This window comes from Jiangella asiatica (genome assembly GCF_004349065.1).
GTDB lineage: Bacteria > Actinomycetota > Actinomycetes > Jiangellales > Jiangellaceae > Jiangella > Jiangella asiatica.
The window spans coordinates 31397-55009 of the sequence record NZ_SMKZ01000038.1; the positions used below are offsets into that span (position 1 = coordinate 31397).

The 23613-nt window shown below is 71.9% G+C and carries 19 protein-coding genes and 1 tRNA gene; 2 read left to right on the plus strand and 18 right to left on the minus strand.

Features of this window, described 5'->3' with window-relative positions; translation table 11 throughout:
* Positions 1 to 7: 7 nt before the first annotated feature.
* The 7 genes from E1269_RS22370 to E1269_RS22400 all read right to left on the minus strand — a co-directional run bounded on the left by E1269_RS22370 (position 8) and on the right by E1269_RS22400 (position 10431).
* Complete coding sequence (locus tag E1269_RS22370) at positions 8 to 5581, minus strand: ATP-binding protein (RefSeq protein WP_131898682.1); 5574 nt, start codon at positions 5579 to 5581, stop codon at positions 8 to 10.
* Between the two features lie 191 nt (positions 5582 to 5772).
* Positions 5773 to 5846, minus strand: a tRNA-Leu gene (locus tag E1269_RS22375).
* A gap of 114 nt (positions 5847 to 5960) precedes the next feature.
* Positions 5961 to 6506, minus strand: a complete 546-nt coding sequence (locus E1269_RS22380) for a peptide deformylase (protein WP_131898684.1) — start codon at positions 6504 to 6506, stop codon at positions 5961 to 5963.
* Entirely contained in the window at positions 6503 to 7021 is a 519-nt protein-coding gene (locus tag E1269_RS22385) for a glycine cleavage system transcriptional repressor (protein ID WP_131898686.1), read from the minus strand. Before E1269_RS22385 ends, E1269_RS22380 begins: the two co-directional genes overlap by 4 nt.
* A complete protein-coding gene (locus E1269_RS22390) occupies positions 7018 to 8310 on the minus strand; it encodes an SAM-dependent methyltransferase (RefSeq protein WP_131898688.1) in 1293 nt (430 codons plus the stop codon). Before E1269_RS22390 ends, E1269_RS22385 begins: the two co-directional genes overlap by 4 nt.
* 70 nt (positions 8311 to 8380) lie before the next feature.
* On the minus strand, positions 8381 to 9760 hold the full coding sequence (locus E1269_RS22395; protein WP_131898690.1) for an NAD(P)/FAD-dependent oxidoreductase: 1380 nt from the start codon (positions 9758 to 9760) through the stop codon (positions 8381 to 8383).
* A 71-nt stretch (positions 9761 to 9831) separates the two neighbouring features.
* Positions 9832 to 10431 (minus strand): flavin reductase family protein, encoded by a 600-nt coding sequence (locus tag E1269_RS22400; protein ID WP_131898692.1) that lies wholly within the window; start codon positions 10429 to 10431, stop codon positions 9832 to 9834.
* 66 nt (positions 10432 to 10497) lie between these two features.
* On the opposite strand from E1269_RS22400, the gene E1269_RS22405 reads away from it, so the two are divergent.
* Both E1269_RS22405 and E1269_RS22410 read left to right on the plus strand, forming a co-directional pair.
* Positions 10498 to 11229 carry an ArsR/SmtB family transcription factor gene (locus E1269_RS22405; protein ID WP_131898694.1) on the plus strand — a complete coding sequence of 244 codons (732 nt, stop codon included), beginning with the start codon at positions 10498 to 10500 and terminating at the stop codon, positions 11227 to 11229.
* Positions 11230 to 11318: 89 nt separating this feature from the next.
* Positions 11319 to 11660 carry a YciI family protein gene (locus E1269_RS22410; RefSeq protein ID WP_131898696.1) on the plus strand — a complete coding sequence of 114 codons (342 nt, stop codon included), beginning with the start codon at positions 11319 to 11321 and terminating at the stop codon, positions 11658 to 11660.
* On the opposite strand, the gene E1269_RS22415 is transcribed toward E1269_RS22410, so the two are convergent.
* The 11 genes from E1269_RS22415 to E1269_RS22465 form a co-directional block, all read right to left on the minus strand.
* Entirely contained in the window at positions 11657 to 12517 is an 861-nt protein-coding gene (locus tag E1269_RS22415) for a uracil-DNA glycosylase (RefSeq protein WP_131898740.1), read from the minus strand. The genes E1269_RS22410 and E1269_RS22415 overlap by 4 nt on opposite strands.
* Positions 12518 to 12597: 80 nt before the next feature.
* Positions 12598 to 13767 (minus strand): hypothetical protein, encoded by a 1170-nt coding sequence (locus tag E1269_RS22420; protein ID WP_131898698.1) that lies wholly within the window; start codon positions 13765 to 13767, stop codon positions 12598 to 12600.
* Positions 13768 to 13870: 103 nt separating this feature from the next.
* Complete coding sequence (locus tag E1269_RS22425; RefSeq protein WP_131898701.1) at positions 13871 to 14797, minus strand: Ppx/GppA phosphatase family protein; 927 nt, start codon at positions 14795 to 14797, stop codon at positions 13871 to 13873.
* Positions 14794 to 15297, minus strand: coding sequence for a DUF501 domain-containing protein (locus E1269_RS22430; protein ID WP_131898703.1), 504 nt, complete (start codon positions 15295 to 15297; stop codon positions 14794 to 14796). The genes E1269_RS22425 and E1269_RS22430 overlap by 4 nt, the downstream gene beginning before the upstream one ends.
* Positions 15294 to 15914: an FtsB family cell division protein gene (locus tag E1269_RS22435; protein WP_131898705.1), complete on the minus strand. Its 621-nt coding sequence runs from the start codon at positions 15912 to 15914 to the stop codon at positions 15294 to 15296. The genes E1269_RS22430 and E1269_RS22435 overlap by 4 nt, the downstream gene beginning before the upstream one ends.
* A gap of 11 nt (positions 15915 to 15925) precedes the next feature.
* The gene (gene eno, locus E1269_RS22440) at positions 15926 to 17206 is read right to left on the minus strand and encodes a phosphopyruvate hydratase (protein ID WP_131898707.1); all 1281 of its coding nucleotides are present in this window, start codon (positions 17204 to 17206) and stop codon (positions 15926 to 15928) included.
* 284 nt (positions 17207 to 17490) lie between these two features.
* Positions 17491 to 19359 carry a GH39 family glycosyl hydrolase gene (locus tag E1269_RS22445; RefSeq protein ID WP_131898709.1) on the minus strand — a complete coding sequence of 623 codons (1869 nt, stop codon included), beginning with the start codon at positions 19357 to 19359 and terminating at the stop codon, positions 17491 to 17493.
* Between the two features lie 22 nt (positions 19360 to 19381).
* Positions 19382 to 20275 carry a carbohydrate ABC transporter permease gene (locus tag E1269_RS22450; RefSeq protein WP_131898711.1) on the minus strand — a complete coding sequence of 298 codons (894 nt, stop codon included), beginning with the start codon at positions 20273 to 20275 and terminating at the stop codon, positions 19382 to 19384.
* 12 nt (positions 20276 to 20287) lie between these two features.
* Entirely contained in the window at positions 20288 to 21250 is a 963-nt protein-coding gene (locus E1269_RS22455) for a carbohydrate ABC transporter permease (protein WP_203433981.1), read from the minus strand.
* A gap of 13 nt (positions 21251 to 21263) precedes the next feature.
* A complete protein-coding gene (locus E1269_RS22460) occupies positions 21264 to 22532 on the minus strand; it encodes a sugar ABC transporter substrate-binding protein (protein ID WP_131898713.1) in 1269 nt (422 codons plus the stop codon).
* Entirely contained in the window at positions 22529 to 23578 is a 1050-nt protein-coding gene (locus tag E1269_RS22465; RefSeq protein WP_131898715.1) for a LacI family DNA-binding transcriptional regulator, read from the minus strand. Before E1269_RS22465 ends, E1269_RS22460 begins: the two co-directional genes overlap by 4 nt.
* Positions 23579 to 23613: the final 35 nt, after the last annotated feature.

A 23613-nucleotide genomic window follows, 5' to 3' on the forward strand; every position in this document is an offset into this window, starting at 1 on the left:
GGACGGCTCAGGCCGGTCTCCGGCGGATCGCAGCGATGATCTTGGGTCGGAGTTCGGCGACGGAGACGACCTCGTCGACCGATCCGACCTCGACGGCTCGCTGGATGCTGTGGATACGGTCGAACTCGACGGCTACCTCGGAGATCTTCTCCGCGCGCAGCGCCGCCCGGAGCTCGGCCAGCTCGACCAGCAGCGGGCCTCGCTCGATCGCCGATGCGGCTTCGATCCGCCCCTCCAAGGCGGCGACCGCCGGGTCGGCGGCTGCCCGCCTGTCGACCTCGGCGGAGAACACCACGGCCGCGGCCGGGGCTCCGCCGAGCACCGAAGCATAGGAGCCCTCCAAGGCCAGCACCGTCATCCGCGGATTCAGGCGTTTGGAGAAGACCACGAAGGCGCCGCCGTGATAGCGGGACATCACGCAGAACACGATCGGGCCACGGAAGTTGACAACGGCCCGGCCGATCTCCGCGCCGTACTCCAGCTGAAGGTTGCGCATCGATTCCGGCGATCCGTCGAAGCCGGACAGGTTGGCCAGCACCACCAGCGGCCGGTTGCCGGATGCCGCGTTGATGGCGCGGGCGATCTTCTTCGACGAGAGCGGGAACAACGTCCCGGCGGTGTAGGTGTCCGGCCCGTCGGTCGGCGGGAACCCACGCCGCGGCACCGGCCTGGACTCGATCCCGATCAGACTCACCGAGTGCCCGCCGAGACGGGTGTCGGTGACGACCGCGGTCTCCGCGTCGGCCATCCCGGCCCACCGTTCGCGCGGCGGCGCGTCGGCGTCGGCGACGGCCGCCATGACCGTCCGGATGTCGAACGGCTTCTTCCGGTCCGGGTTCGCGGCGGCGGAGAACACGTCGCCGACGGTGGCGAACTCGCCGCCGTGCGGATAGGTCGAGATGTCTCGATCATCGGGATCGGCGCTGACCGCGACCCGCGGCCCGGGCTCTCCCGGCATCACGTACGTCTGCTCGTAGTGCGCCATCAAGACGCCGAGAGCCCCGGCCAAGTTCGGCACCCAGTACTGCGCCTGCCCGTTCGGGCCCATCACTCGGTCGTATCCGCCGATGCCGAAGTTGTCCTCGGCCGACACGCTGCCGGAGAAGTCCAGCGTCTGCTTGCCGGTCAACACCATCGCCGAGTCCGGGGTCATGATCAGCACGCCGCGGGTGTGCATCAGCATGGTCGCCTCGGCGTTCCAGTACGGCTGGGCGCCGACGTTGATGCCGGCCACGACGACGTTGATCTCGCCGCCGCGCTGGGTGAACTCGACGATCCGCCGCAGCGCCGCCGCCACCCAGTCCATGTTCTCGGTGCCGGAGTCCATCGCCACCCGGGCACCGGCCGACAGTGCGAACCACTCCACCGGGACCCCCAGGCTCTCGGCGAGATCGAGCGCGGCGATCACCCTGGCGCATTCGGCCTCGGCCAGCGCGCCGAGCGACTTGGTCGGGTCACCGCAGAGCACGATCCGGGTCACGCCTTCGGGATAGAGCCTCGTCGGCGTCGTCACCTTGGCGACGATGATCCCTGCGCTGTTGCGGCCGCGTGGCCGGGTCACCTCCACCAGTGCGCCGTGGTCGTCGAGGTCGAGTTCGGTCAGGCTGCCGCCGCCGGCCAGCACGGCCTCCAGCTCGTAGGGATAGACCAGCCCACGACGGCGAGCCCTGAGCACCTTGGCGGCGTAGTCGTCCAGCGGCGCCAGCGGCTGGGTCGGCGGGGCGATCACGTCGGCGACCGTGCCGACGCCAGGCCTGGCGTGGAAACGGATGGCGATCGGGTGCACGGCGCCGTGCCCGTCGGCGACGCGCCCTTCGGCCAGCACCTCCTCGAGTCCGGCGCCCTCGCTGAGCGGCGTGATCTTGGCCTGCAGCGTGGCCAACTGGTCGACGTCGGCGTCGACCACCGGCCAGACGGTAACCCAGACGTGGTTCAGGTCGAGCCGGGCACCATCACGGCCGCGGGCGGTACGGACCCGGCGGATCGCCTCCAGGCAGTGCTCGACCGCCCGTTCGGCGTGCGGCAGCCCGATCACCCGCCCCGCATCGTCGCGGACCACCGCCAGCTGCCGGACCTGCGCGCAAGCGACCAGCCGCCGGTCGGCCGGGTTGGTCTTGGCGACGGCCTCGTACAGGACCACGTCGCCCGGTGCGTCCAGCCGGGTGACGTCGAAGTGGACCAAGCGCCAGAGGTTGAGCCGGTGGCCGACCATCGGATGCATCCCACGAACGAGGTCGTCCTCGACCAGGGTCAGCTCCGCCGCCTCCGGCACCGGCCGGAAGGTGAAGTAGTCGACGTTGCGGCCGGGCTCCGGGCAGGCCGCAATTGAGATCCGTCGGGCACGTGCCGCGTACGGCTGAGCGCTGATCAACTCGTCCAGCCGCGCCGACGTGTCCTGCGAATCGCCTGGCATCCCGCGCCAGCGCAGGTAGATCTCGACCACGTTGTCGTGGTCGAGAGCCAGCAGACCGCCGATCGCCGCGGCCAGACCGTCCCCGGCGGAAGAACCGGCGGACAGTTCGGCGATGTCGGCGATGGTCGAGATCACCCGGGTCGATCCGTGCTCCTCGGAGTGGTACTCGGCCCACACCACCGGGCGGCCGGCCACCTCGATCACGGTCACGTCGTGCAGCGCGTACTCGTGGTAGTGCCGACGGATCAGCACCTCCAACAGCGGTTCCGCCGCGGGGAAGTTCTCGAACATGCGGTCGCGGAGGAAGCCGACCAGCTGCTCGGGGATCTGGGTCAGCGCCTCGATCCGTTGCCGCCGATCGGGCGCGGCGGTAGAGGTCAGCGCGCGCACCTCGTCCGCGACACCGTCCAGCACCTGACGCCGCTCGGCGTCCACCAACGGCTGGTCGAACCAGCGGAACCGGATCGACCGGGCCAGATCGCCCACCACGGGAAAGCGCAACTGGGTCGCCCGCACCATGCGCTCCAGCTCAGCCCGGGCGGCCCGGGCAAGCCCGGTCGCCGGCCTCGGCTCGGCCAGCCAACGCTGCAGGATCGCCGTCGCGATCTCCACATCGGTGTCGGTGTGCCGTTGGGACAAGAAGATCCTGAACAGCGCCTCCTCCAGCTTTGGAGTGCGCTCCAGGTCGGTGACGCCGTAGTGCCGCAGCACTCGCAGCAGCCGCGCGCGGAAGTGTTCCGGCAGCCCGCCGCGCTCGGGGTCGAGCGACCGGAGGAAGGTGTGGAAGTGCTCTCGGGTGCTGTGCACGCGCAGTTCCGTGTTGCCCTCGTCGCCGGCCGGCCGGTTGCGGCTCAGCTCGGCGAAGTCGGTGAACAGCCAGAGCAGCCGCATCTCGGCACGGACCACCCCGGGCCGGTCCTCGGCGAGCTGATCACGCAGCCGCAGGTGGTCCGCGATGGCCGCGCGATGCCGGCCCGGGTCCACGTCATATCCCATCAACAGTCCGCGCAGCCGATCGAGGGCCGCGATCGCCTGCTCCCGTTCGGTCCGGATCGGCCGCAGTGCGGAAACGTCGGCGGCCGGATCGTCGCCGGCGCGACGTGCGTCCAACCGTGCCGAGGAGCGCTCGCCGATCGGTTCCAGTCGCGCCAGCGGCGTGCCGGTCTCGACCTGGTTGCCAGCGCGAACGACCAGCTCCTTGAGCCGCCCGGTGAACGGGGCCGGCACGACCGTCTCCATCTTCATCGACTCCAGCACCAGGACCGGCGCGCCGGCCGAGACCTCGTCGCCGACGGCGACCGGGGTGGCGACCACCAGCGCGGGTGCCGGAGCGCGCAGCATGCCGCCCTCGTCGTGGCTGATCCGGTGGGTGACGCCGTCGACCTCCACCAGATGCACCGGCGGATGGGCAGCCGTGACCAGTCGGAAGGCGTGATCGCCGATGCGAAGCCGGCCATGCACGTCGTCCAGCCGGTCCAGCCGCGCCTCGACCAGCTGCTCGGCGCCGGATGCGTCGACCAGTCCGACCTCATAGGTTCCGGACGTGCTCTGCCGTACCGTCACCGTCGACGTCACGCCACGCAACTCGAGCTCGATCACCTGGCCGGGCTCGTGCTGGGTTTGCGGCCGGCCGCCGTGAGCGGTCTCCAGGAAGCGGGTGACCTCGACCCGTTCGGACTCGTCGTACGCCTCGATCGCGGCCGCGACCAGCGCCACTCCGGCGTGCCTGCGGGCCACCAGACGACCCTCGCCCCGGACGCGGTCGATCCACCCGGTGTCCGCGGCGCCCGCGTGGACGCCAAGAACACGGCCCTCCGCATCGAACGGCCCGACCACCTCGGGTTGATCCAGCAGCTCCAGCGCGAAACTCTTGTTGGTGGCGCCACCCTCGATCACCACGGTGGTCTCGGTCAGCGCACGGCGCAGCCTGGCCAGCGCCTCGGTCCGGTCCGATCCGTACGCGACGATCTTGGCGATCATCGAGTCGAAGTCGGCCGGGATGGTGTCGCCCTCGGCGACCCCGGTGTCGACCCGTATCCCGGGCCCAGTGGGGAACTCCAGCCGGCTGATCCGGCCCGGTGCCGGGGCGAAGTCACGGTCCGGATCCTCGGCGTTCAGCCGTGCCTCGACGGCGTGGCCGCGCTCGACCGGACGATCCCCGGTCAGCGGCGTACCAGCCGCGATCTGGATCTGCAGCATGACGAGGTCCAGCCCCGTCACCACCTCGGTGATCGGGTGCTCGACCTGCAGCCGAGTGTTCACCTCGAGGAACGCGAACGACTTCTCCGCTGGGTGGTACAGGAACTCGACCGTGCCGGCGCCGGAGTACCCGACGGCGATCGCCAGCCGTTCGGCCGCGGCCTTCACGTCGGCGACGGCCGCCGGCGGCAGCAGCGGCGACGCGGACTCCTCGATCACCTTCTGGTTGCGGCGCTGGATGGAGCAGTCGCGGACGCCGACGGCCCAGGCGGTGCCCTGCCCGTCGGCGATGATCTGCACCTCGACGTGGCGAGCGCCGGTGACCAACCTCTCCAGGAAGACGACGCCACTGCCGAAGGCGCGCTCGGCCTCGTCCCTGGTGCGCTGGTAGGCGTCGGTGAGCTCGGCCGGCGACGTGATTCTGCGGATGCCGCGGCCGCCACCGCCCGCGCTGGCCTTCAGCATCAGCGGGTAACCGATGCGGTCGGCCGCGCCCAGCGCGTCCTCGAGCGTGTCGACGCCGCCGCGGCTCCACGGTGCGACCGGGACGCCGACCTCCTCGGCGATCAGCTTGGAGCCGATCTTGTCGCCCAGCCGGCGCATCGCCTCGGCGCTCGGACCGATGAACGTGATGCCGAGCTTGTCGCACAGGTCGGCGAAGCTCGGATCCTCGGCGACGAACCCCCAGCCGACCCAGACCGAGTCCGCGCGGACCTCTGTCAGGGCCTGCCCCAGTTTGGCCAGGTCGAGATACGGCCGGCGAGCGGCCGGCCCCAGCGGGTACGCCTCGTCGGCCTGCCGCACGAACGCGGCTGACGCATCGACGTCGGTGTAGAGCGCGATCGTACGGATCGGGGCGGGCCCGGCCGCAGGTCCGGTCCTGGCGTTGAGATCTCGGACGGCATGGATGAGCCGCATAGCGGCCTCTCCCCGGTTGACGATCGCGATACGGGAGATGTCTGGCACCATTCGACCTTGTCAGGCGAACACCAACCCGTGTGTGGCCCGTCAGACACAAGGTCTCCGCGTGTGGGTTGTCCGATCCCCACAACCGGCGTCGAGGATGACGCCCGCATACCTACGCCGCGCGGCGACGGCAGCACGACAGACCCCCGGCTGCGGCCGCCTGACGGATCAGGGGTCTGAACGCATCGTGGGAGTGCCCCCGGTCGGGTTCGAACCGACACTGTTCAGCTTTTAAGGCCGATGCCTCTGCCGATTGGGCTACGGGGGCCATCCCAAGTATCGGGCACCGGGGCCTGCCTCGCTGGCGTACCGGGCGCGAGGCACAGTAGCACGGGAGCCACGAAGCGGGACATATCGAACCGATCGCCGCCCTGCCGCCGCCTCACAGGTAAGTCTGCCGCGGATAAACGGCGTGCGCTCCGGCCACGCGGTCCAGGAACAGGAACCCGGCGCAGTGGTCGATCTCGTGCTGCAGCGCCCGGGCCTCGAACGCGTCGGTCTCGATGACGACCTTCTCGCCGCCGCCGGGAACCAGGCCGCGAACGGTGAGCCGCGTGCCGCGTTTGACGTCGCCGGTGAGGTCGGGGACGGACATGCAGCCCTCGCGGCCCTTCTCCTTGCGGCTGGCCTCGACGACCTCGGCGTTGCACAGGACGAATGTGCCGTGCGACGTGCGGGTCTTCGGGTGCGTGCTGACGTCGACGCAGAAGAGGTGGGCGGACACCCCGACCTGGCAGGCGGCCAGGCCGACGCAGCCGGGCGACACGCGCATGGTGGCGACCAGGTCGGCGGCCAGCTGCACGATCGACGGGTCGGCCGGATCGACAGGCGGCGACGGCGCCGAGAGCACGGGGTCGGGCGCGCGGACGACGGTCAGGACGCGCCCCTGCACCCCGAGGTCGGCCTCGGACCATTCGGCGATGCTCACAGGACGTCGGTCTCCTGCGAGCGCAGCGTCACACCCACGCCGAGGTCGGCGCCGACCTCGCGCAGGCGGGCGGCGACGGCGTGCTCGTCAGCGTCGGCGGGGAGGTCGACCTCGGCGACGGCGACGTAGAGCTCGCCGGTCAGGCGGGTGGTGAGGTCGGTGATGTTGCCGCCGGCCTCGGCCACGGCCCGGGTGACCGCGGAGACGATGCCGGGCCGGTCGCCGCCATGGACGGTGAGGGCGTACGGGCGGCCCGGCGTGCCGGGCTCGTCCTCGTCGGGCACGGCGCGCGCGGACACCAGTAGCCGTCCGTCGGCGGCGAGCGGCGCCAGCGCATCCTCGACGGCTGCCGGGGAGCTGTCGCCGCGGCAGATCAGCATCATGGCGAAGTGACCGCGCAGCAGGGTCATGGTGGAGTCTTCGAGGTTGAGGCCCAGCCCGGCCAACCCGGCGGTGGCGTCGGCGATGATGCCGGGGCGGTCGTGCCCGATGACGGTGACGGCGATGAGGCTCACAGGCTCCATCCAACCGGACGCGCCATCGGCATGTCGCTCCGCCCGTCCGGATGCGGCCGGACGGCGAGCATCTGGTCGACGCCGATGCGCCCGGCGTCGAACGCCACCGCCGAGGCGGACATGTACAGCCGCCACACCCGGGCCCGGCCCTGACCGGCCAGGTCGACCGCCCGGTGCCAGCCGGCCTCGAGGTTGGCCACCCACGCGCGCAGCGTCCGGGCGTAGTGCTCGCGCAAAGCGTGCACGTCGCGGACCTCGAACCCGGCGGCCTCGAGCCGGCCGACCACCTCGCCGGCAGGCAGGAGCTCGCCGTCGGGGAAGACGTAGGCGTCGATGAAGGTACGACGGGGCCGGGCCACGCCGCCGGTGCGGGGCCGGTCTGACCGGACGATCTGGTGGTTGAGCAGCCGGCCGCCGGGTGGCAGCAGCCCGTACATGCGCTCGGTGTACGCCGGCCAGGTGGCGGCACCCAGGTGCTCGGCCATGCCCACGCTGGCTACGGCGTCGTACGGCCCGTCGCTGACGTCGCGCCAGTCCTGCAGGCGGATCTCGACGACGTCGGTGAGCCCGGCGTCGGCGACCCGTTGCTTGGCGTGCTCGGCCTGCGGCGCCGACAGTGTGATGCCCACGGCCTCGACGCCGTGCTCGCGCGCGGCGTGCATGACCAGCGAGCCCCAGCCGCAGCCGACGTCGAGCAGCCGCATGCCCGGTCGCAGGCCGAGCTTCTGGCAGATGAGCTCGTTCTTGGCTCGCTGCGCGTCCTCGAGCGTGGCGGCGTCGCCGGTCCAGTAGGCACACGAGTAGACCATGGACGGCCCGAGCACCACCTCGTAGAAGTCGTTGCCGACGTCGTAATGGTGGCTGATGGCGGCACGGTCGCGGCCGCGGGAGTGGCGGTCGCCGGTGAGGACGGCCTCCTCCGGCGGTGGCTTGAGCGGCGGGCCGAGCGCGCCGAGCACGACGGCGACCCGGATGATCTCGGCCCGCTCGGCCGGGGTGAGGCGGGGCCGCTCGGTGAGCTCGCGGATGGTCTGGTCGAGCCGGGTGAGGGCTTCGTCGAGGTCGCCCTCGACGTCGACCTCACCGGCGACCCAGGCACGGCCCAGGCCGATCTCATCGGGCTGCCAGAGCAGCCGGCGCAGAGCCCGGCGGGAGTTGACGACGAGCGTCGGCCCGCCGTCCGGACCCGCCCGGCTGCCGTCCCAGGTGCGGATGGCCAGCGGCAACGGCCGGCCGAGGAGCCGCTCGACCAGCCCACCGATGCGACCGGCGGAACCTGCAGCGGACATGGCTACCTCCCCGTTCGGCGACCACTCGCAACGCTAGCGACGCCCGCCGACACCCGCCACGGGTTCAGTTCTACGCCGTGCGGCGCTCCTGCTGCTCCGGCGGCGACGCGGGCCGACCGGGAACACCAGGCTGCGCGGCCCGGCGGAACTCCTCGCGCGGCATGCGCATCCGGCCGAGCGTGACCACCTCACGCTTGAACAGCAGCGCCATCGTCCAGTCCACGAGTACGCGTGCCTTGCGGTTGAACGTGGGCATCTTGCTCATGTGGTACGTGCGGTGCATGAACCAGGCCAGGACGCCGCGGACCTTGACGCCGTAGGTGTGCGCCACGCCCTTGTAGAGCCCGAGGCTGGCGACCGAGCCGATGTACTTGTGCTTGTACGGCTCGGCCATCTTGCCCTCGAGGCTGGCCACGATGTTCTTCGACAGCAGCTTGGCCTGCCGGACCGCGTGCTGGGCGTTCGGTGCGGTCATGACGCCCGGCCGACCGGCCGTGAGGTCTGGGATGGCGGCGTTGTCGCCGGCCGCCCACGCGTCCTCGAGTCCGTCGATGCGCATCTCGGGCACGCACCGGACCCGGCCACGGTCGTCCAGCGGCAGGTCGCTGTTGGCCAGGACCGGGTTCGCCTTCACACCCGCGGTCCACACGATGGTGTCGGAGTCGAAAGGCCGGCCCTTCGAGAGGACCACGTGCCCGTCGACACACGACTCCAGCCTGGTCTCCAGCCGGATCTCGATGCCACGCTTGCTCAGCTCCTGCACCGTATAGACGCCCATCTCCGGGCCGACCTCGGGCAGGATGTGTCCGGCCGCCTCGACCAGGACCCAGCGCATGTCGCGCGGGCTGAGCTGCGGGTAGTACCGCAGCGCATACTGGGCCATGTTCTCCAGCTCGCCCAGCGCCTCGACCCCGGCGAAGCCGCCGCCGACGAAGACGAACGTCAGCGCACGCCGACGGACCGCCTCGTCGGTGGTCGACGCCGCGATGTCGAGCTTGTCGAGGACGTGGTTGCGCAGCGCGATGGCCTCTTCGACCTGCTTGAACCCGATGCCCACCTCGGCCAGGCCGGGAATGGGCAGCGTCCGCGAGATCGAGCCCAGCGCGACCACGAGGATGTCGTAGCCCAGGGCGTACGGCTCGCCCGCCTCCGGGTTGACGTTCACCGTCCGACTGGCGTGGTCGATGCCGGTGACCTCGCCGGTGATGACGTTGGACCGCTTGAGCACCTTGCGCAGCGGTACGACGACGTGCCGAGGCTCCAGCGAACCGGCGGCCGCCTCGGGGAGGAAGGGTTGATACGTCATGTAGGACCGCGGATCGATCACGGTGATCCGGGCCTGTCCCTTGCGTAGCCGGCGCTGCAGACCGAGCGCCGTGTACATGCCGACGTAACCGCCGCCCACGATGAGGATGTGCGGCGGGCCGACCCGTCCAGCTATCCCGTTCATGCCACCAGACTATGACTTTGTGAATGCGTTCACAAGGCATTTGATGGTGTGCTCGACCACACCCGCTCCGCTCAACGCGGTGTCTCGGACCGGAAGCTGTGCCCCAGCTCGTCGCCGAGCCCGAAGTAGTGCCGGAAGCTGTACACCAGCGGCTGCCAGGCGGCCGGATCCACGTGCTGGGTGCCGGGGACGACGATCGAGGGGTCCGCGTGAACCCGCAGGATCTCCGCCTCCACGACGACGAAGCCGCCAGCCGCGCCGGGGCCCAGCCGCACCGCCGACGCCTCCAGCTGGAGCGGGCATTCGGCCACCCGCGCCGGGCCGACCAGCTCCGATGGATCCGCGCGGAGCCCCGCTGCGGCGAACTTCGCCGGCTCGAAGCGGAAGGCCGGCTTGTGTGCGGGTACCGGGTTCCGCCCAGTCAGCGACGCCAGCCGCTCTACCGCCTCCCACTGGCCCGCCGCCGGGAAGTTGATCACCAACTCCGGCCGCTCGGCGAGGTTGCGCGCCGTCTGCCCCTCCGCACCGAGTCCGAGCACGAAGACCTGCCCCAGCGCCCAGGCCGACGACATCGGCGCGAGGTTGTCCGTGCCGTCGGCGTTGCGCGTGGACAGCAGAGCTACCGGCGTGCCGACGTAGAGGATCTTCGGCGTGATCGTCACATGCGTCATGACACCGGACGCTAGGCAACCGACGCTTCGGCACCAGCCGAAGCGAGAGACGGCGATGATGGACGCATGACCGCTCCCGGGAACCGCGCCACCGCGGAGCCGACGCCCGGAGCCGGCCTGGCGGCGCTGGCCGGACTGCTGGCCGACGGAACTCGCGCCACGATGTGCCTGGCGCTCATGGACGGACGAGCGTGGACGGCGACTGAGCTCGCGCGGGCGGCCGGAGTGGCGGCGTCGACCGCGACCGAGCACCTCAATCTGCTCGTCGCCGGCGGGCTGCTTGCCGACGTGCGCCAGGGCCGGCACCGCTACGTCCGACTGGCCGGGCCGGCCAGCGCGGAGCTCATCGAGAGTCTGGCCGCCGCCTCGCCCGGAGCCCCCGAGCCGGTGCGATCGTTGCGCGCGGCCACCCGGCGGCGGGCCCTCGCCTACGCCCGGACCTGCTACGACCACCTGGCCGGTGCCGTCGGCGTCGCCGTCACCGACGCGATGACTGCGCGCGGCTATCTGTCCTGGGAGCGGGGCCTGGCCCTGACCGAGGCCGGCGAGCGGTGGCTGAGCTCACTCGGCGGCTGGCCGCCGGCGACCCGTCGCCAGGTGGTGCGCTCCTGCATGGACTGGACCGAGCGTCGGCCCCACCTCGGCGGTGCCGCGGGAGCGCTCCTGTGCCGGCACGCCATCGAGGCCGGCTGGATCGTTCCGAGCACGCACCCACGGGCGGTACGGGTGACCGACGCCGGCCGGGCCGCCCTGCGCGAGCAGCTCGCCGTCCCGGTCCATGTCCTGGCGACCCGCTGAAAGATTCCTCTCCGAAGATGTCGATATCCGCCGCCACCGCGTGACGTACGAGTGTCAGCATCGACCGACCAGCACGAGAGGAACTCGTCATGCCCCACTACGCGATCCTGATCTTCGACCCGGCGAACGACACCGAGCCCGCCGACACCCAGGCAGCCGCCGCACACGACCGGCACGCCGACGACCTGGCGAGCTCGGGGCGGATGCTCGCCGCATTCGCCCTGCGGCCCGGCGCTCAGGCCCGGGCGGTCCGCCGTGACGGCGTCACCGACGGCCCGTTCCTGGAGACCAAGGAGGTCGTCGCCGGCATCTACGTCCTCGAGGCGCCGGACCTCGATGCCGCTGTCGAGATCGCCCGGCACAATCCCGCCGTCCAGCAGGGCGGCGGGGTCGAGGTGCGCGAGGTGGAGGACGGCACCTTGCCGGGCTAGCCGAGGCCCGCGTGCCGCTTCGCGCGGGTGAACACGTCGTCGAGCATGTCCTCGGTGAGCTTGCCGGTGAACGTGTTCTGCTGGCTGGGGTGGTAGCTGCCCACGACAACCACTGGGCGCGTCGCCGGGCCGGCACCTGGGGACGACGGGGTCAGCGCGGCCTCGGCGGCGTGCCCGAACGACGGGCGCGGACGAGGGACGGCAAGGCCCGCCCGGCCGAGGGTTCGCAGCGCCGCCGCCCAGGCGAACGACCCCAGCGCGACGACCGCGGACACCGTCGGCAGCACGATCTCGACCTCGCGGTCCAGCCACGGTGAGCAGGCGTCCCGCTCGGCCGGCGTCGGCTTGTTGTCCGGCGGCGCGCACCGGACGGTGGCGATCACTCGCACACCGGTGAGCCGCAGGCCGTCACCGGCGTGCACCGACGTCGGCTGGTTGGCCAGGCCGGCGCGGTGCAGGGCGGCGAAGAGCCAGTCGCCGCTGCGGTCGCCGGTGAAGATGCGCCCGGTGCGGTTGCCGCCGTGTGCCGCCGGTGCCAGGCCGACGATGAGGATGGACGGCCGCGCATCGCCCCAGCCAGGGGTGGGCCGTCCCCAGTAGGGCTGGTCGGCGAACGACTTGCGCTTGACGACGGCGACGTCCTCGCGCCAGGCGACCAGGCGCGGGCAGGCCCGGCACACCGTCGACCGCGCGGTGATCTCGGTCAGCGTGGCGCCGGCGGCCGACGCGGCGACGTCGCCGGCCGCGGTGGCCACCGGCGTGGCGGTGTCCGCGAGATCGTCCGGCCAGCCGACGCCCGGCGGCACCGGGCTGGGGAACGAGTCTCCCGTGATCGGATGCGGCAGCACCCGCGCCATTCTGCCCCGTACGTCGCCCTTGATCATCAACGGTTGGCGACTCGATGACGTCGCCAACCGTTGATGATCATGGGCGAGGGCTAATGAAGGACTCCGGTGAGGCGGTCGTAGCGCAGCACGGTCGACCGGCTCTCGTCCGGGCCGGCCAGGCCCTCCACCGCGACCGACAGCACGCCCAGCTCCACCCGGTCGGTCGTCGACACCCGCAGCCAGGGTGCGCCGCCGCGCAGCACCGTCACCTCGTCGAGCAGGTCACCGGCGCGGCCGGCGGCGATGGCGTACGCCGGGCCGGTTGGCGGCGTGATGTCGATGCCACCGTCCTCGCGCAGGATGAACGTGACCACGAGGTCGCCGCGCCCGCCGTTCGCGTCGCCGACGAAGTCGTAGACCGGCGCCGGGTCGCCGACGTAGTAGCGCAGGCGTCCCATGCCGGTGACGTCCATGCCGTTGTAGAAGTTGCGGCCCTCGCGGTCCAGCCAGAAGTGCGGGTTGTGGGTGGGCGCGTTGAAGTCCGGGCCGGAGTTGTAGGAGATGTGCCAGTGCGGCGGGTTGTCCGCGTGCAGGGTGTTGTTGGTCTCGAAGCCCATCAGCACGAACCGGTGTCCCTTCGCGGCCGCCGTCGCGACCAGGCCGGAGTCGAGGCTGATGACGTGTGCTGCCACCAGCTGGTGGATGACCGAGCGCACCTCGCCGGCCGGCCACGGCACTGTCGTCCACGGGCCGGCCACGCGATCGGGGTCGTTGTGCTCGATCCGCCAGTTCAGGCCCGGCCGGATGTCCGGCTGGCTCCACACCTGAAGCGTCGGCTGGTTGGCGTCGGCCGAGGTGAGCCGGACCGGCAGAGTGATGCCGAACCGGTCGCGGTCGGCCGGGTCGCGGCGCACGGCCAGGTGGGTGTCCTGGTGCACGACGGTCTCGACGGCGACGTCGGGCCAGCGCACGCTCACCTCGATACCGGCGTCGTTCCGCGGTCCGGTGACGAACGTGTAGTACTCGGCGCGGCTCGCCACCGAGTACCGGTCGCCGGCGAGGATCTGGTAACCGTCCGGCAGCGTGATCTCCGGCCGGCTCGGGGTGTCCGGCCGGGTGCGGACGATGCGGAAGGCGGCGTAGGCGGTGGCCTGTGCGGTGGACCGCGTGGTGGACCGCGGCGGCGTCTGTCCGGCGGCCAGGCCGGGTGACGCGAGAGCGGCGACGCCAGCGGCGGAAGCTCCGGTGATCAGCGTTCGGCGGGTCAGGTCAGCGGGCATGTCGGGACGGCTCCTTCGAGGTCGGCGGCACCCCCGTAGGCCTCGATGGTGACGGCTGGGCGACGAACCCCGCCACCCCCGGTCGTTGAACGGCGGGTGACCCTCAGCCGGTGACCAGGCTCCAGGCGATGCCGTCGAGGATGTCGTGCTCACTGACCAGGACCTCGTCGACGCCAGCACGGTCGACGACGCAGCGCAGCACCAGCGCGCCGGCGGCGATGACGTCGACCCGCCCCGGGTGCATGGACCCGATGGCGGCACGCTCGGCACGGGGCATCGCGAGCAGCCGGTCGCTGATGGCGCGGACCGCGTCCGCCGGGATGCGGCGGTGGTGGATGGCCGTGCTGTCGTAGCGCTCGAGGCCGAGGTGGATGGCGGCGACCGTGGTGACCGAGCCGGCCAGGCCGACCAGGGTCCGGGCGTCACCGATCGGGACGACCGCGGCGGCGTCGTCCAAGGCCGCCTCGATGTCGGCGCGGGCCGCGGCGACCCCGGCGGGCGGCGGTGGGTCGGTCGGGAACCGCCGCTCGGTGAGCCGCACGCAACCGATGTCGACGCTGCGGGCGGCGGTCACCGCCGACGAGCCGAGGGCCAGCTCCGTCGACCCGCCGCCGATGTCGACGACGAGGTTCGGCGCGGGGAGGTCGCCCGGCAGGCCGCGCACGGCGCCGTCGAAGGAGAGCCCGGCCTCGGCTGCGCCGGACACCACCTCTGGCTCGACGCCGAGGACGTCGACGACCCCGGTCACGAACTCGTCGCGATTGGCGGCGTCGCGAGTGGCGCTGGTGGCGACCATGCGGACCCGCTCGGCGCCGAGGGACTCGATGACGGCCGCGTAGCCGCGCAGGGTGTCGAACGCCCGCTTCAAGGGCTCCGCGGCCAGCCGGCCGGTGCGGTCGACGTCCTTGCCCAACCGGACGATCTCCAGCCGCCGGTCGAGGTCGTGCTGCGTCCGGGCCGCCGGGTCGAGGTCGGTGACCAGCAGGCGGATCGAGTTGGTGCCGCAGTCGATGGCGGCGACCCGGGTCACGCCGGGGTCCAGTCGCAGCGGGCCGGCCGCCACAGCGGCGTCATGAGCTCCAGCGCCCGGTCGCCCAGCGGGTTCACGCCGTGACCGGCGGCCAGGCTGTGCGCGACGAGCACGTGTAGGCACTTGACCCGATCCGGCATGCCGCCCGCCGTCACGCCGGCGATCTCGTCCACCTGACCGATCGCCTCGCGCCGAGCCAGGTACGACTCGTGCGCCGAGCGGTAGGCGGCCGCGAGCTCGGGGTCGGCGGCCAGCTCCTCGGTCCAGTCACGCATGACGCCCCGCGACTCCAGCGTGGACGCGGCCGCGACGGCGCGCGGGCACGTCAGGTAGTACAGCGTCGGGAACGGGCTGCCGTCGGGGAGTCGTGGTTCGGTCTCGACGACGGTCGGGTGACCGCTCCCGCACCGCGCCGCGACGGCACGCACGCCGCGGACCGGGCGGCCGAGCTGCAGGGTGACGATGTCCAGGTCGAGCCGGTCAGGCCGCGGTGCGATCACTCGCCGCCGCCCTCGCCAGTGTTGTCGGGTGGTTCCGCGTCGGCGAAGGTCAGCGACGCCCACAGCCGCTCGTACCAGGTGCCGTCGCCGGACGGCGGCAGACCGTCGGCGCCGACCTCGCCGGCATCCTCGTCCGGGTCGGGCACGACGATGTAGCTCTGCTCACCCGGCAGCACGAAGTTGAGCCGCTCGCGGGCGGCAGCGGCGACGTAGGCCGGGTCCTCCCACAGCCGCAGCTCCTGCTCGAGCTGATCGACCGAGGCCTCCAGCTCGGTGGCCTCGCGCTCCAGCTCCGCGCGCTCGCGGTGCTGGTCGAACCAGGTGCGCAGCGGGTAGGCGTAGGACACCAGCAGCACCGCGAGCACCAGCGCCAGCACGGCCGCGCGCCCGGTGACCGACGGCCGGCCGCCGGGCCGTCCCGGTGGCCGCCGCGGCGGCGGCGGAGGCGGGCCGTCGTCGGCCCCGGCCGGTGCGGCGGGGTCGACGCCGGTGCGGGCTCGGCCCGAGCCGCCGCCACCGCGAGCGGCACGGGGCGCGGGCCGGCCGGCACCGGGGCGTCGCGCCGTGCCAGCACCCGCCGAGGGGCGGGCGCTGGGCGAACGACGCGACGTGGCCACGGGTGACGTCCCTAGGCCTGGAACCGCGGGAAGGCCGAAGCTCCGGCGTAGCGGGCGGCGTCGTCGAGCTCCTCCTCGATGCGCAGCAGCTGGTTGTACTTGGCCACCCGCTCCGAGCGCGCCGGTGCGCCGGTCTTGATCTGGCCGGCGTTGGTGGCGACGGCCAGATCGGCGATGGTGGTGTCCTCGGTCTCGCCGGACCGGTGGCTGATCATGCAGGTGAACCCGGAGCGCTGTGCGAGCGAGACCGCGTCGAACGTCTCGGTGAGCGAGCCGATCTGGTTGACCTTGACCAGCAGCGAGTTGGCGGCGTGGTCCTTGATGCCGCGGGCCAGCCGCTCGGGGTTGGTGACGAACAGGTCGTCGCCGACGATCTGGACCTTGTCGCCCAGCACGTCGTGCAGCGCCGCCCAGCCGGACCAGTCGTCCTCGGCCAGCGGGTCCTCGATGGAGACCAGCGGGTACGCCGCGACCAGCTCCTCGTAGTACTTGCTGAGGTCGGCGGCGGAGACGCTGCCGCCCTCGAAGGTGTAGCGGCCCTCGTCGTAGAACTCGGTCGACGCCACATCGAGGGCCAGCGCGATCTGCGCGCCCGGCGTGAAGCCGGCCTTCTCGATGGCGGTGACGATGATGTCGAGCGCGTCGCGGTTGCTCGGCAGGTTCGGCGCGAAGCCGCCCTCGTCGCCCAGCCCGGTGGACAGCCCGCGCTCCTTCAGCACGCCCTTGAGCGTGTGGTAGACCTCGACGCCCCAGCGCAGCGCCTCGCGGTACGTCTCCGCACCGATCGGCGCGATCATGAACTCCTGGATGTCGACGTTGCTGTCGGCGTGCGCGCCGCCGTTGAGGATGTTCATCATCGGTACCGGCAGCAGGTGCGCGTTGGGTCCGCCGAGGTAGCGGAACAGCGGCAGCCCGGCGGAGTCGGCGGCGGCCTTCGCCACCGCAAGCGAGACGCCGAGGATGGCGTTGGCTCCCAGCTTGGACTTGTTCGGCGTGCCGTCGAGGTCGATGAGCGCCTGGTCGATGAGCCGCTGGTCGGCGGCGTCGAAGCCGAGCAGCTCCGGCGCGACCTCGTCCATGATGGCGGTGACGGCCTTCTCCACGCCCTTGCCCGCGTACCTGGACGCGTCGCCGTCACGCAGCTCGACGGCCTCGAAGGCGCCGGTCGAGGCCCCGGACGGCACGGCCGCCCGGGCGATGGTGCTGTCGTCGAGCGCGACCTCGACCTCGACGGTCGGGTTGCCCCGCGAGTCGAGGATCTCTCGCGCTCCGATTGCTTCGATCGTGGCCACGTTGTGTCTCCTGCGGTGTGTCGCTGTCGTCTCTGCTTCGTCGTACGCGGGCGCAGTGACGACGGCGGCGCTGCACGCTCGTACGTCCGCAGCCTACCCGCCGCCTTCGCGGCATTCGCGCAGCCCGGCCGTGCGACAAACGGCCAGTTTCGACCCCTACGTCCGCCCGGCCGCCCGGCTGGGCCGAACGACCAACCGGGCGGCCGGTTGGGCGAGCGACTCCACGCTGGGGTCCTGCTGCACCTGGGCACGGAGGCGGCGGCGCGCGGCGACGGTCCTGTCGCTCACCCGGCTACAGGTATCAGCTCCACCAACGACATCGAGGGATTCGGCAGGTCGAACTCGATCTCCACCACACCGCCGGTCGCGCGCACCCGGCGCGGCGGGTGGAGCTCGTCCAGCCGGTCCGCGGCTCGAAGCTGCTCCCACTGCTCACGCGTCGGCCAGTCAGCGCCAGCGCCGATGCGCCGCCATACCGCGGGGACGCAGGAGTGGTCGTCGTCGACGCGGTGGTGGCGCAGCTCGTAGTCGCCGTCCGGGAGGCCGGTGAACCGCAGCTCGATGCGCCGGCCCAGCATCGTCGAACCCGAGGCCTTGGACTGGTCCAGCGTCCCGTTCCACACCAGCGCGGCCACCCGGCCGTCCGCCTCCCGCGAGGCCGCGGCCAACCCTTCCACCAGCGAGTCGGCGCCGTCGCCGGACAGCGTCGCCGGCAGCCGCCGCGACGGCAAGGCCTCCAGCATCGCCAGCGCCCACCAGCGGGGTTTGCGCAGCTCACCGACGGTGCGCAGGCCGAAGCCGCCGTGGAACAGCGCGGGCGGGCGGCCCAGCTCCTCGAAGTGGTCCGACACCACCCAGTACGACAGCGACTCCAGCCGGTCCATCGCCGAGCGCATCCCGCGCAGCAGGAACACCGCGGCGAACACGGATTCGCTGACCTCGTTGAAGTGCGTCGGGGTGACACCCCACTCGGTCCACCAGATCGGGATGCCGTCGCGGCCGTGCCGTTCCAGGATCGGGCGCAGGTCCAGCGGCGGAGAACCGTAGGTGTGGGTCGAGACGAAGTCCGGCGGGATGCCGGCCGCCTCGGTGTGCGCCAGCAGCTGGTCGATCCACCCGGCCGCCGCCGACGCCGGCCCGCCCACCCGCAGCTGCGGGTCGACGTCCTTCACCGCGCGGGTGGCGACTTCGTGCAGCCGGAAGAACTCCTCGGGGCTGCCGGACCAGAACACCTCGAGGTTGGCCTCGTTCCAGATCTCGAAGGCCCACTCGTCGCGGACCTCGTCGAGGCCGTACCGGTCGACCAGGTGGGCGACGAAGGCCCGGACGAGGTCGTACCAGTGGCCCCAGTCCTTCGGCGGCGAGATGATCGCGCCGTACTCGAACACCGTCGCCGACGGGTCCGAGGCCAGGTCGCGCGGCATGAACGAGATCTCGACCACCGGCTTCAGGCCCAGCGAGAGCACCATGTCGTAGACGCGGTCGACGCCGCTGAAGTCGTGCACCGGTTCGCCGTCGACCTCGCGGTAGACGCCGAGGTCGTCGCCGAGGATGGCGTGGGCGCGCACCATCCGCACGCCGAGCTCGTCGTGCGCGGCCCTCAGGGCAGCCCGCAGCTCCGCGCCGATCTCCTGCCCGCCGGTGCGGTCGGCGGACAGCGCGTGCGACAGGTGCTCGCTGCCGATCATCAGCCGCCACGGCCGGTCCAGCTCACCGTCGTCCCCAGCGGCGTCGACGACGACGGTGACCGGCTCGGACGTGGAGTCGGGACCGCCAGCACCGGGCAGCGACGCCGCCGACACCGGCGCGCTCAGCTCGCCCACCTGGTCGACGTCGGGCACCGCCGCCACCGCGTACCACCGCACCTCCCCAGGTGCGCCGGTCGTGTCGACGTACGGACCATGCGGCACGGCGAGCACGTCGCGGCCGAGATGGTCCAGCGGTTCGAACGGCCCGTCCGGCGACGACGCGACGTGCACAAGGTAGCCGGCCGCGCCGTCGACCGACTCCCAGGCCAGCGTGACCTGACCCCGTCCGGGCCGCGCCGACAGACCGGCCGGCGCCGGCAGCCTCACCGCCGTCCTGGCCGCGGCGCCGCTGACCCGGCCCAGCCTCGTCTCGAAGTCGGATCGGGCGGTGGTCTCACGGCTCACGCGTCATGTCCTCTCGCGTCGGTCACTTGATCCCGGTCATGGCGATGCCCTGGACGAAGTAGCGCTGGACCGCCAGGAACAGCGCGATGACGGGCACGACCACGACGACGGCGCCGGCCAGCAGCAACCCGTACTGGGTGGCGTTCTGCCCGACCGAGTACAGGGCAAGCGCGACCGGCAGGGTGTACATGTCCTCGGTCTGGGCGACGACGAGCGGCCAGAGGAAGTTGTTCCACGACGTGAGGAACGTCAGGATGCCCAGCGTCGCCAGCGCGGGCCCGGTCAGCGGCAGCATGACGCTCCAGAAGATGCGCAGCTCGCCGGCTCCGTCCACCCGGGCGGCCTGGATCAACTCGTCGGGCAGGCCCAGGAAGTACTGGCGCATCAGGAACACCCCGAACGGCCCGACCAGGTACGGCAGGATCAGCCCGGGGAACGTGTTCGTCAAACCCATGTTGCTGACCAGCACGAACAGCGGCACGAACGTCACCATGCCGGGCACCATCAGCGTCCCCAGGACCAGCCCGAACACGACCCGCTTGCCGCGGAAGTCGAGCTTGGCCAGCGCGTACCCCAGCATCGAGCCGAAGACGAGATTGCCGAGGGTCACCACGACGGCGACCAGCGTGGAGTTGAAGAAATACGTCGGGAAGCGCAGCCGGTCGAACAGTTCGCGGTAGTTCTCCAGCGTGAACGTCTCCGGCAGCCAGGTCGGCGGGATCTGGCGCACCTCGGCCTCCGGCTTCACCGAGGACAGCAGCATCCAGACGAACGGCAGCGCCATGATGATCACGCCGACGGCGAGGACGACGTACAGCCAGCGCGACGGCTTGCGGTCGCCGCCGCGGCCGGGCTCGGCGGCCAGGACGTCGGCGTCGTCGGAGACGCTCGGCGGTGGCGGGGTGTAGGTGGTCATCGTCGTCTCACCTCACGTCTTCGGCCGCAGCAGCCGGAACTGGAGCGCCGTCAGCACCACGATCGCCACGAACAGCACGTAGCTGGCCGCCGCGGCGTAGCCGTAGTTGCCGAAGCCGAAGTGGTCGTAGATGTAGAACGAGACCGACCGGGTGGAGTTCAGCGGACCACCTCGGGTCATGACGTAGGGCTCTTCGAAGAACTGCAGGTAGCCGATGCCGGTGATGACCGCTCCGAACAGCAGCGTCGGGCGCAGCAGCGGCAGCGTCACGTACCGGAACCGCTGCCACCGTCCCGCGCCGTCGACCTCGGCGGCCTCCAGCATCTCGCGCGGCACCGTCTGCAGGCCGGCCAGGAAGATCACCATCAGGGTGCCGAGATTGCGCCAGGCCGCCATGACGATCAGCGACGGCAGCGCCAGCGACGTGCTGCCCAGCCAGTCCGGCCCGTCGATGCCGACCACGCCGAGCAGCTGGTTGATCGGCCCGGTGTCCGGCTGCAGCAGGAACCGCCACACGACCGCGACGGCGACGATGCTGGTGACGACCGGCAGGTAGTAGCCGAGCCGGAAGAAGCCGCGCAGCCGCTGGATGCCGTTGAGCCCGACCGCGGCGGCGAGCGCGAGCACCATCGTCAGCGGCACCCCGACCACCACGAAGATCGCGGTGTTGACGGCGACCTTGCGGAACAGGGGGTCGCTGAAGAGCTGCGTGTAGTTGTCCAGGCCGGCGAGCTCGACGTTGAGCGGCGTGCGCAGGTCGGTGCTGCGCATGTCGGTGAAGCTCATGAACAGCGAGGCGAACACCGGCCCGGCGGTGAATGCGGCGAACAGCAGCAGGAACGGGACGGCGAGCAGCCAGGCGGTGCGCGCCTGCCGGCGCTGCAACGGCGTACCGCGCGGACGGCCGCGCCGGGCGGACATGCCCGCCCCGCCCGGCGCGTCCGGGCCGTCCCGCGTCGTCGCGACGGCGGGCATCGTCAGTCGGTCCTCACTGGAGTCCGGTCCCGATCGACGACGCCTGCGACTGCATGTCCGCCACCGCGTCGGCCGCGCTCATGGTGCCGCGCACCGCGGCCTCGATGTCGGTGTCGATGACGGAGGCGACCTGCTCCCACGTGGGGACGGCCGGCGGCGCCTCGGTGTGCTCCAGCTGCTCGCCGAACGTCGCGACCAGCTCGTCCTCGGTGAGCGGGCCGTCCTCCCAGGCCGCCGGCATGGACGGCAGGTCGGTGATGGCCTCGTACCAGCTCTGTTGCACCTCGACCTGGGTGAGGTACTCGATGAGCTTCCAGGCGCCGTCCTTGTTGTCGGAGTCGGTGAAGACGGCCAGGTTGCCGCCGCCGACGAAGGACGCGCCGGGCGCCTCGTCCCGTCCGGGCAGCGGGACGACGTCGAAGTTGTCCGTCGCGCCGGCGTCGCGGACGAGCCCGATGTGCCACGGGCCGGAGATGAACGAGCCGATGGTGCCGTCGGCGAACATCTGCTCCAGCGCGCCCGGCTGCAGCACGGTGTTCTGCGACAGGCCCTCGGTGAAGTACGACGTGTAGTACTCCAGCGCCTCGATCATCTCCGGGCTGTCCAGGGTGTACGCGTCGCCGTCGGTGAGCGTGGCGCCGTTCTGCCAGGCGAACGGCATGAACGTCTGCCACGAGCCGCCCTGTCCGGGCTGCAGGTAGATGCCCTGCTGGGCGCCGGCCTGCTGGAGTCCCTGCGCGAACGTCTTCAGGTCGTCCCACGTGGTGGGCGGCTCGAGACCGGCCTGCTGGGCCAGGTCGGTTCGGTAGAACAGGGCCCGCGTCTCGACGTACCAGGGCACACCGTAGGACGTGCCGTCGACGACGGTGGACGCCCACGGACCGGGGAAGAAGTCGTCCTCGCTGAACAGGTCCGTCGGTGTCGGCTCCAGCCCGCCGGTCTCGGCGAACTCACCCATCCAGGTGGTGCCGATCAGGCTGACGTCGGGCGTCTCGCCGGCGGCGATGGCGGTGGCGATGCGGTCGTGCGCGCCTTCCCACGGCACCGGCGTGACCTCGACGGTGACGTCGGGGTTCTCCTCCTCGAAGCCGGCCAGGAACGCGCCGAGCCCCTCCCCCTCGGTGCCCATGGCCCAGACCTCGATGTTCCCGGTGGCCGGGCCTTCGGAGATCTCCTCGGCGGGCGCGGCCTCGCCGTCGGACCCCTCGTCGTCGCGGCCGCAGGCGGTCAGCGCGAGGGCCGTCGCGGCGAGAGCCGCGACTGCGGTCATCTGTCGACTCATCGATGAGCCTCCTTCGGATGGAGTCCGCAACTGCGGCGGACCACCAGCTGGGTGGTGAGTACGTCGTGACGCGGTTCGGAACTGTCCCCGCTGATCCGGGCGTCGAGCATCCGGGCGGCCCGGGCCCCCATGTCGCGCATCGGCTGGCGCACTGTCGTCAGCCCGGCGTAGCGCGCGGCCATGACGTCGTCCCACCCCGTGACCGCGACGTCGTCCGGTACCCGGACCCCGTGGTCCTCCAGGGCCTCCATCAGGCCGAGCGCCAGCTCGTCGTTCGCGCAGACGACGACGTCCGGCAGTCCGCCGGCACGCAGGTCGACCGCCGCCCGGGCGCCGTCGTCCTCCTTGAACCCGGCGGTGACCGGCTGGTCCGGTGCCGGCAACCCGGCCCGGTCCACAGCGGCACGGAAGCCCGCCCAGCGCTCGGCGACGTCGGTGGAGTCGACCGGGTCGCCGAGGAAGGCCATCCGCCGGTGACCGTGCGTGACCAGGTGTTCGACGACGGATTGCGCGGCCGACACGTTCTCCGTGCGCACGGAGTCCGCGCCCCTGACCTCCGTGCGGGCCATCAGCACGACCGGAACGCCGCGCTCGACGATCTCGGCGACGACGACGTCGTGCACCGTGCGGCCGAAGACGGCCAGGCCGTCGACCCGGCCGGCGAGGTCGAGCACCATCTCGTCGGCGGACTCGCGGTTGTGCGTGGACAGGATGAGCACGGACCGGCCGAGCCTGGCCGCGACCTCCTCGTAGCCCAGCACCACCTCGGCGTAGAACGGTCCGGACAGGTCCGGGAAGACAATCCCGTTGGCCGCGTGCCGCCTCTCGGCCAGGGAACGGCCGAGCTGGCTGGGCGTGAACCGCAGCGCCTCGATGGCGGCGTCGACACGTTCGCGGGTGGCCGGGTGGACGAGGTCGCTCCCGCGCAGCGCGCGCGACACGGTCGCCACCGACACGCCGGCGTGCCGCGCGACGTCGCGGATGGTGACGCTGGCACGGTTGGACGTGCGGCGCCGCTTGACGGTCTCACCGTCCGGATGGTCCATGGTCCCGCAGCTCCCGTTGATACCGGTTACATTAA

Excerpts from the sequence above, each read along its gene's own strand:
- E1269_RS22370 (WP_131898682.1), bottom strand. The coding sequence starts at position 5,581 with ATGGTGCCAGACATCTCCCGTATCGCGATCGTCAACCGGGGAGAGGCC.
- E1269_RS22390 (WP_131898688.1), bottom strand. The coding sequence starts at position 8,310 with ATGTCCGCTGCAGGTTCCGCCGGTCGCATCGGTGGGCTGGTCGAGCGG.
- E1269_RS22395 (WP_131898690.1), bottom strand. The coding sequence starts at position 9,760 with ATGAACGGGATAGCTGGACGGGTCGGCCCGCCGCACATCCTCATCGTG.
- E1269_RS22400 (WP_131898692.1), bottom strand. The coding sequence starts at position 10,431 with ATGACGCATGTGACGATCACGCCGAAGATCCTCTACGTCGGCACGCCG.
- E1269_RS22405 (WP_131898694.1), top strand. The coding sequence starts at position 10,498 with ATGACCGCTCCCGGGAACCGCGCCACCGCGGAGCCGACGCCCGGAGCC.
- E1269_RS22410 (WP_131898696.1), top strand. The coding sequence starts at position 11,319 with ATGCCCCACTACGCGATCCTGATCTTCGACCCGGCGAACGACACCGAG.
- E1269_RS22415 (WP_131898740.1), bottom strand. The coding sequence starts at position 12,517 with ATGGCGCGGGTGCTGCCGCATCCGATCACGGGAGACTCGTTCCCCAGC.
- E1269_RS22420 (WP_131898698.1), bottom strand. The coding sequence starts at position 13,767 with ATGCCCGCTGACCTGACCCGCCGAACGCTGATCACCGGAGCTTCCGCC.
- E1269_RS22450 (WP_131898711.1), bottom strand. The coding sequence starts at position 20,275 with ATGACCACCTACACCCCGCCACCGCCGAGCGTCTCCGACGACGCCGAC.
- E1269_RS22455 (WP_203433981.1), bottom strand. The coding sequence starts at position 21,250 with ATGCCCGCCGTCGCGACGACGCGGGACGGCCCGGACGCGCCGGGCGGG.
- E1269_RS22460 (WP_131898713.1), bottom strand. The coding sequence starts at position 22,532 with ATGAGTCGACAGATGACCGCAGTCGCGGCTCTCGCCGCGACGGCCCTC.
- E1269_RS22465 (WP_131898715.1), bottom strand. The coding sequence starts at position 23,578 with ATGGACCATCCGGACGGTGAGACCGTCAAGCGGCGCCGCACGTCCAAC.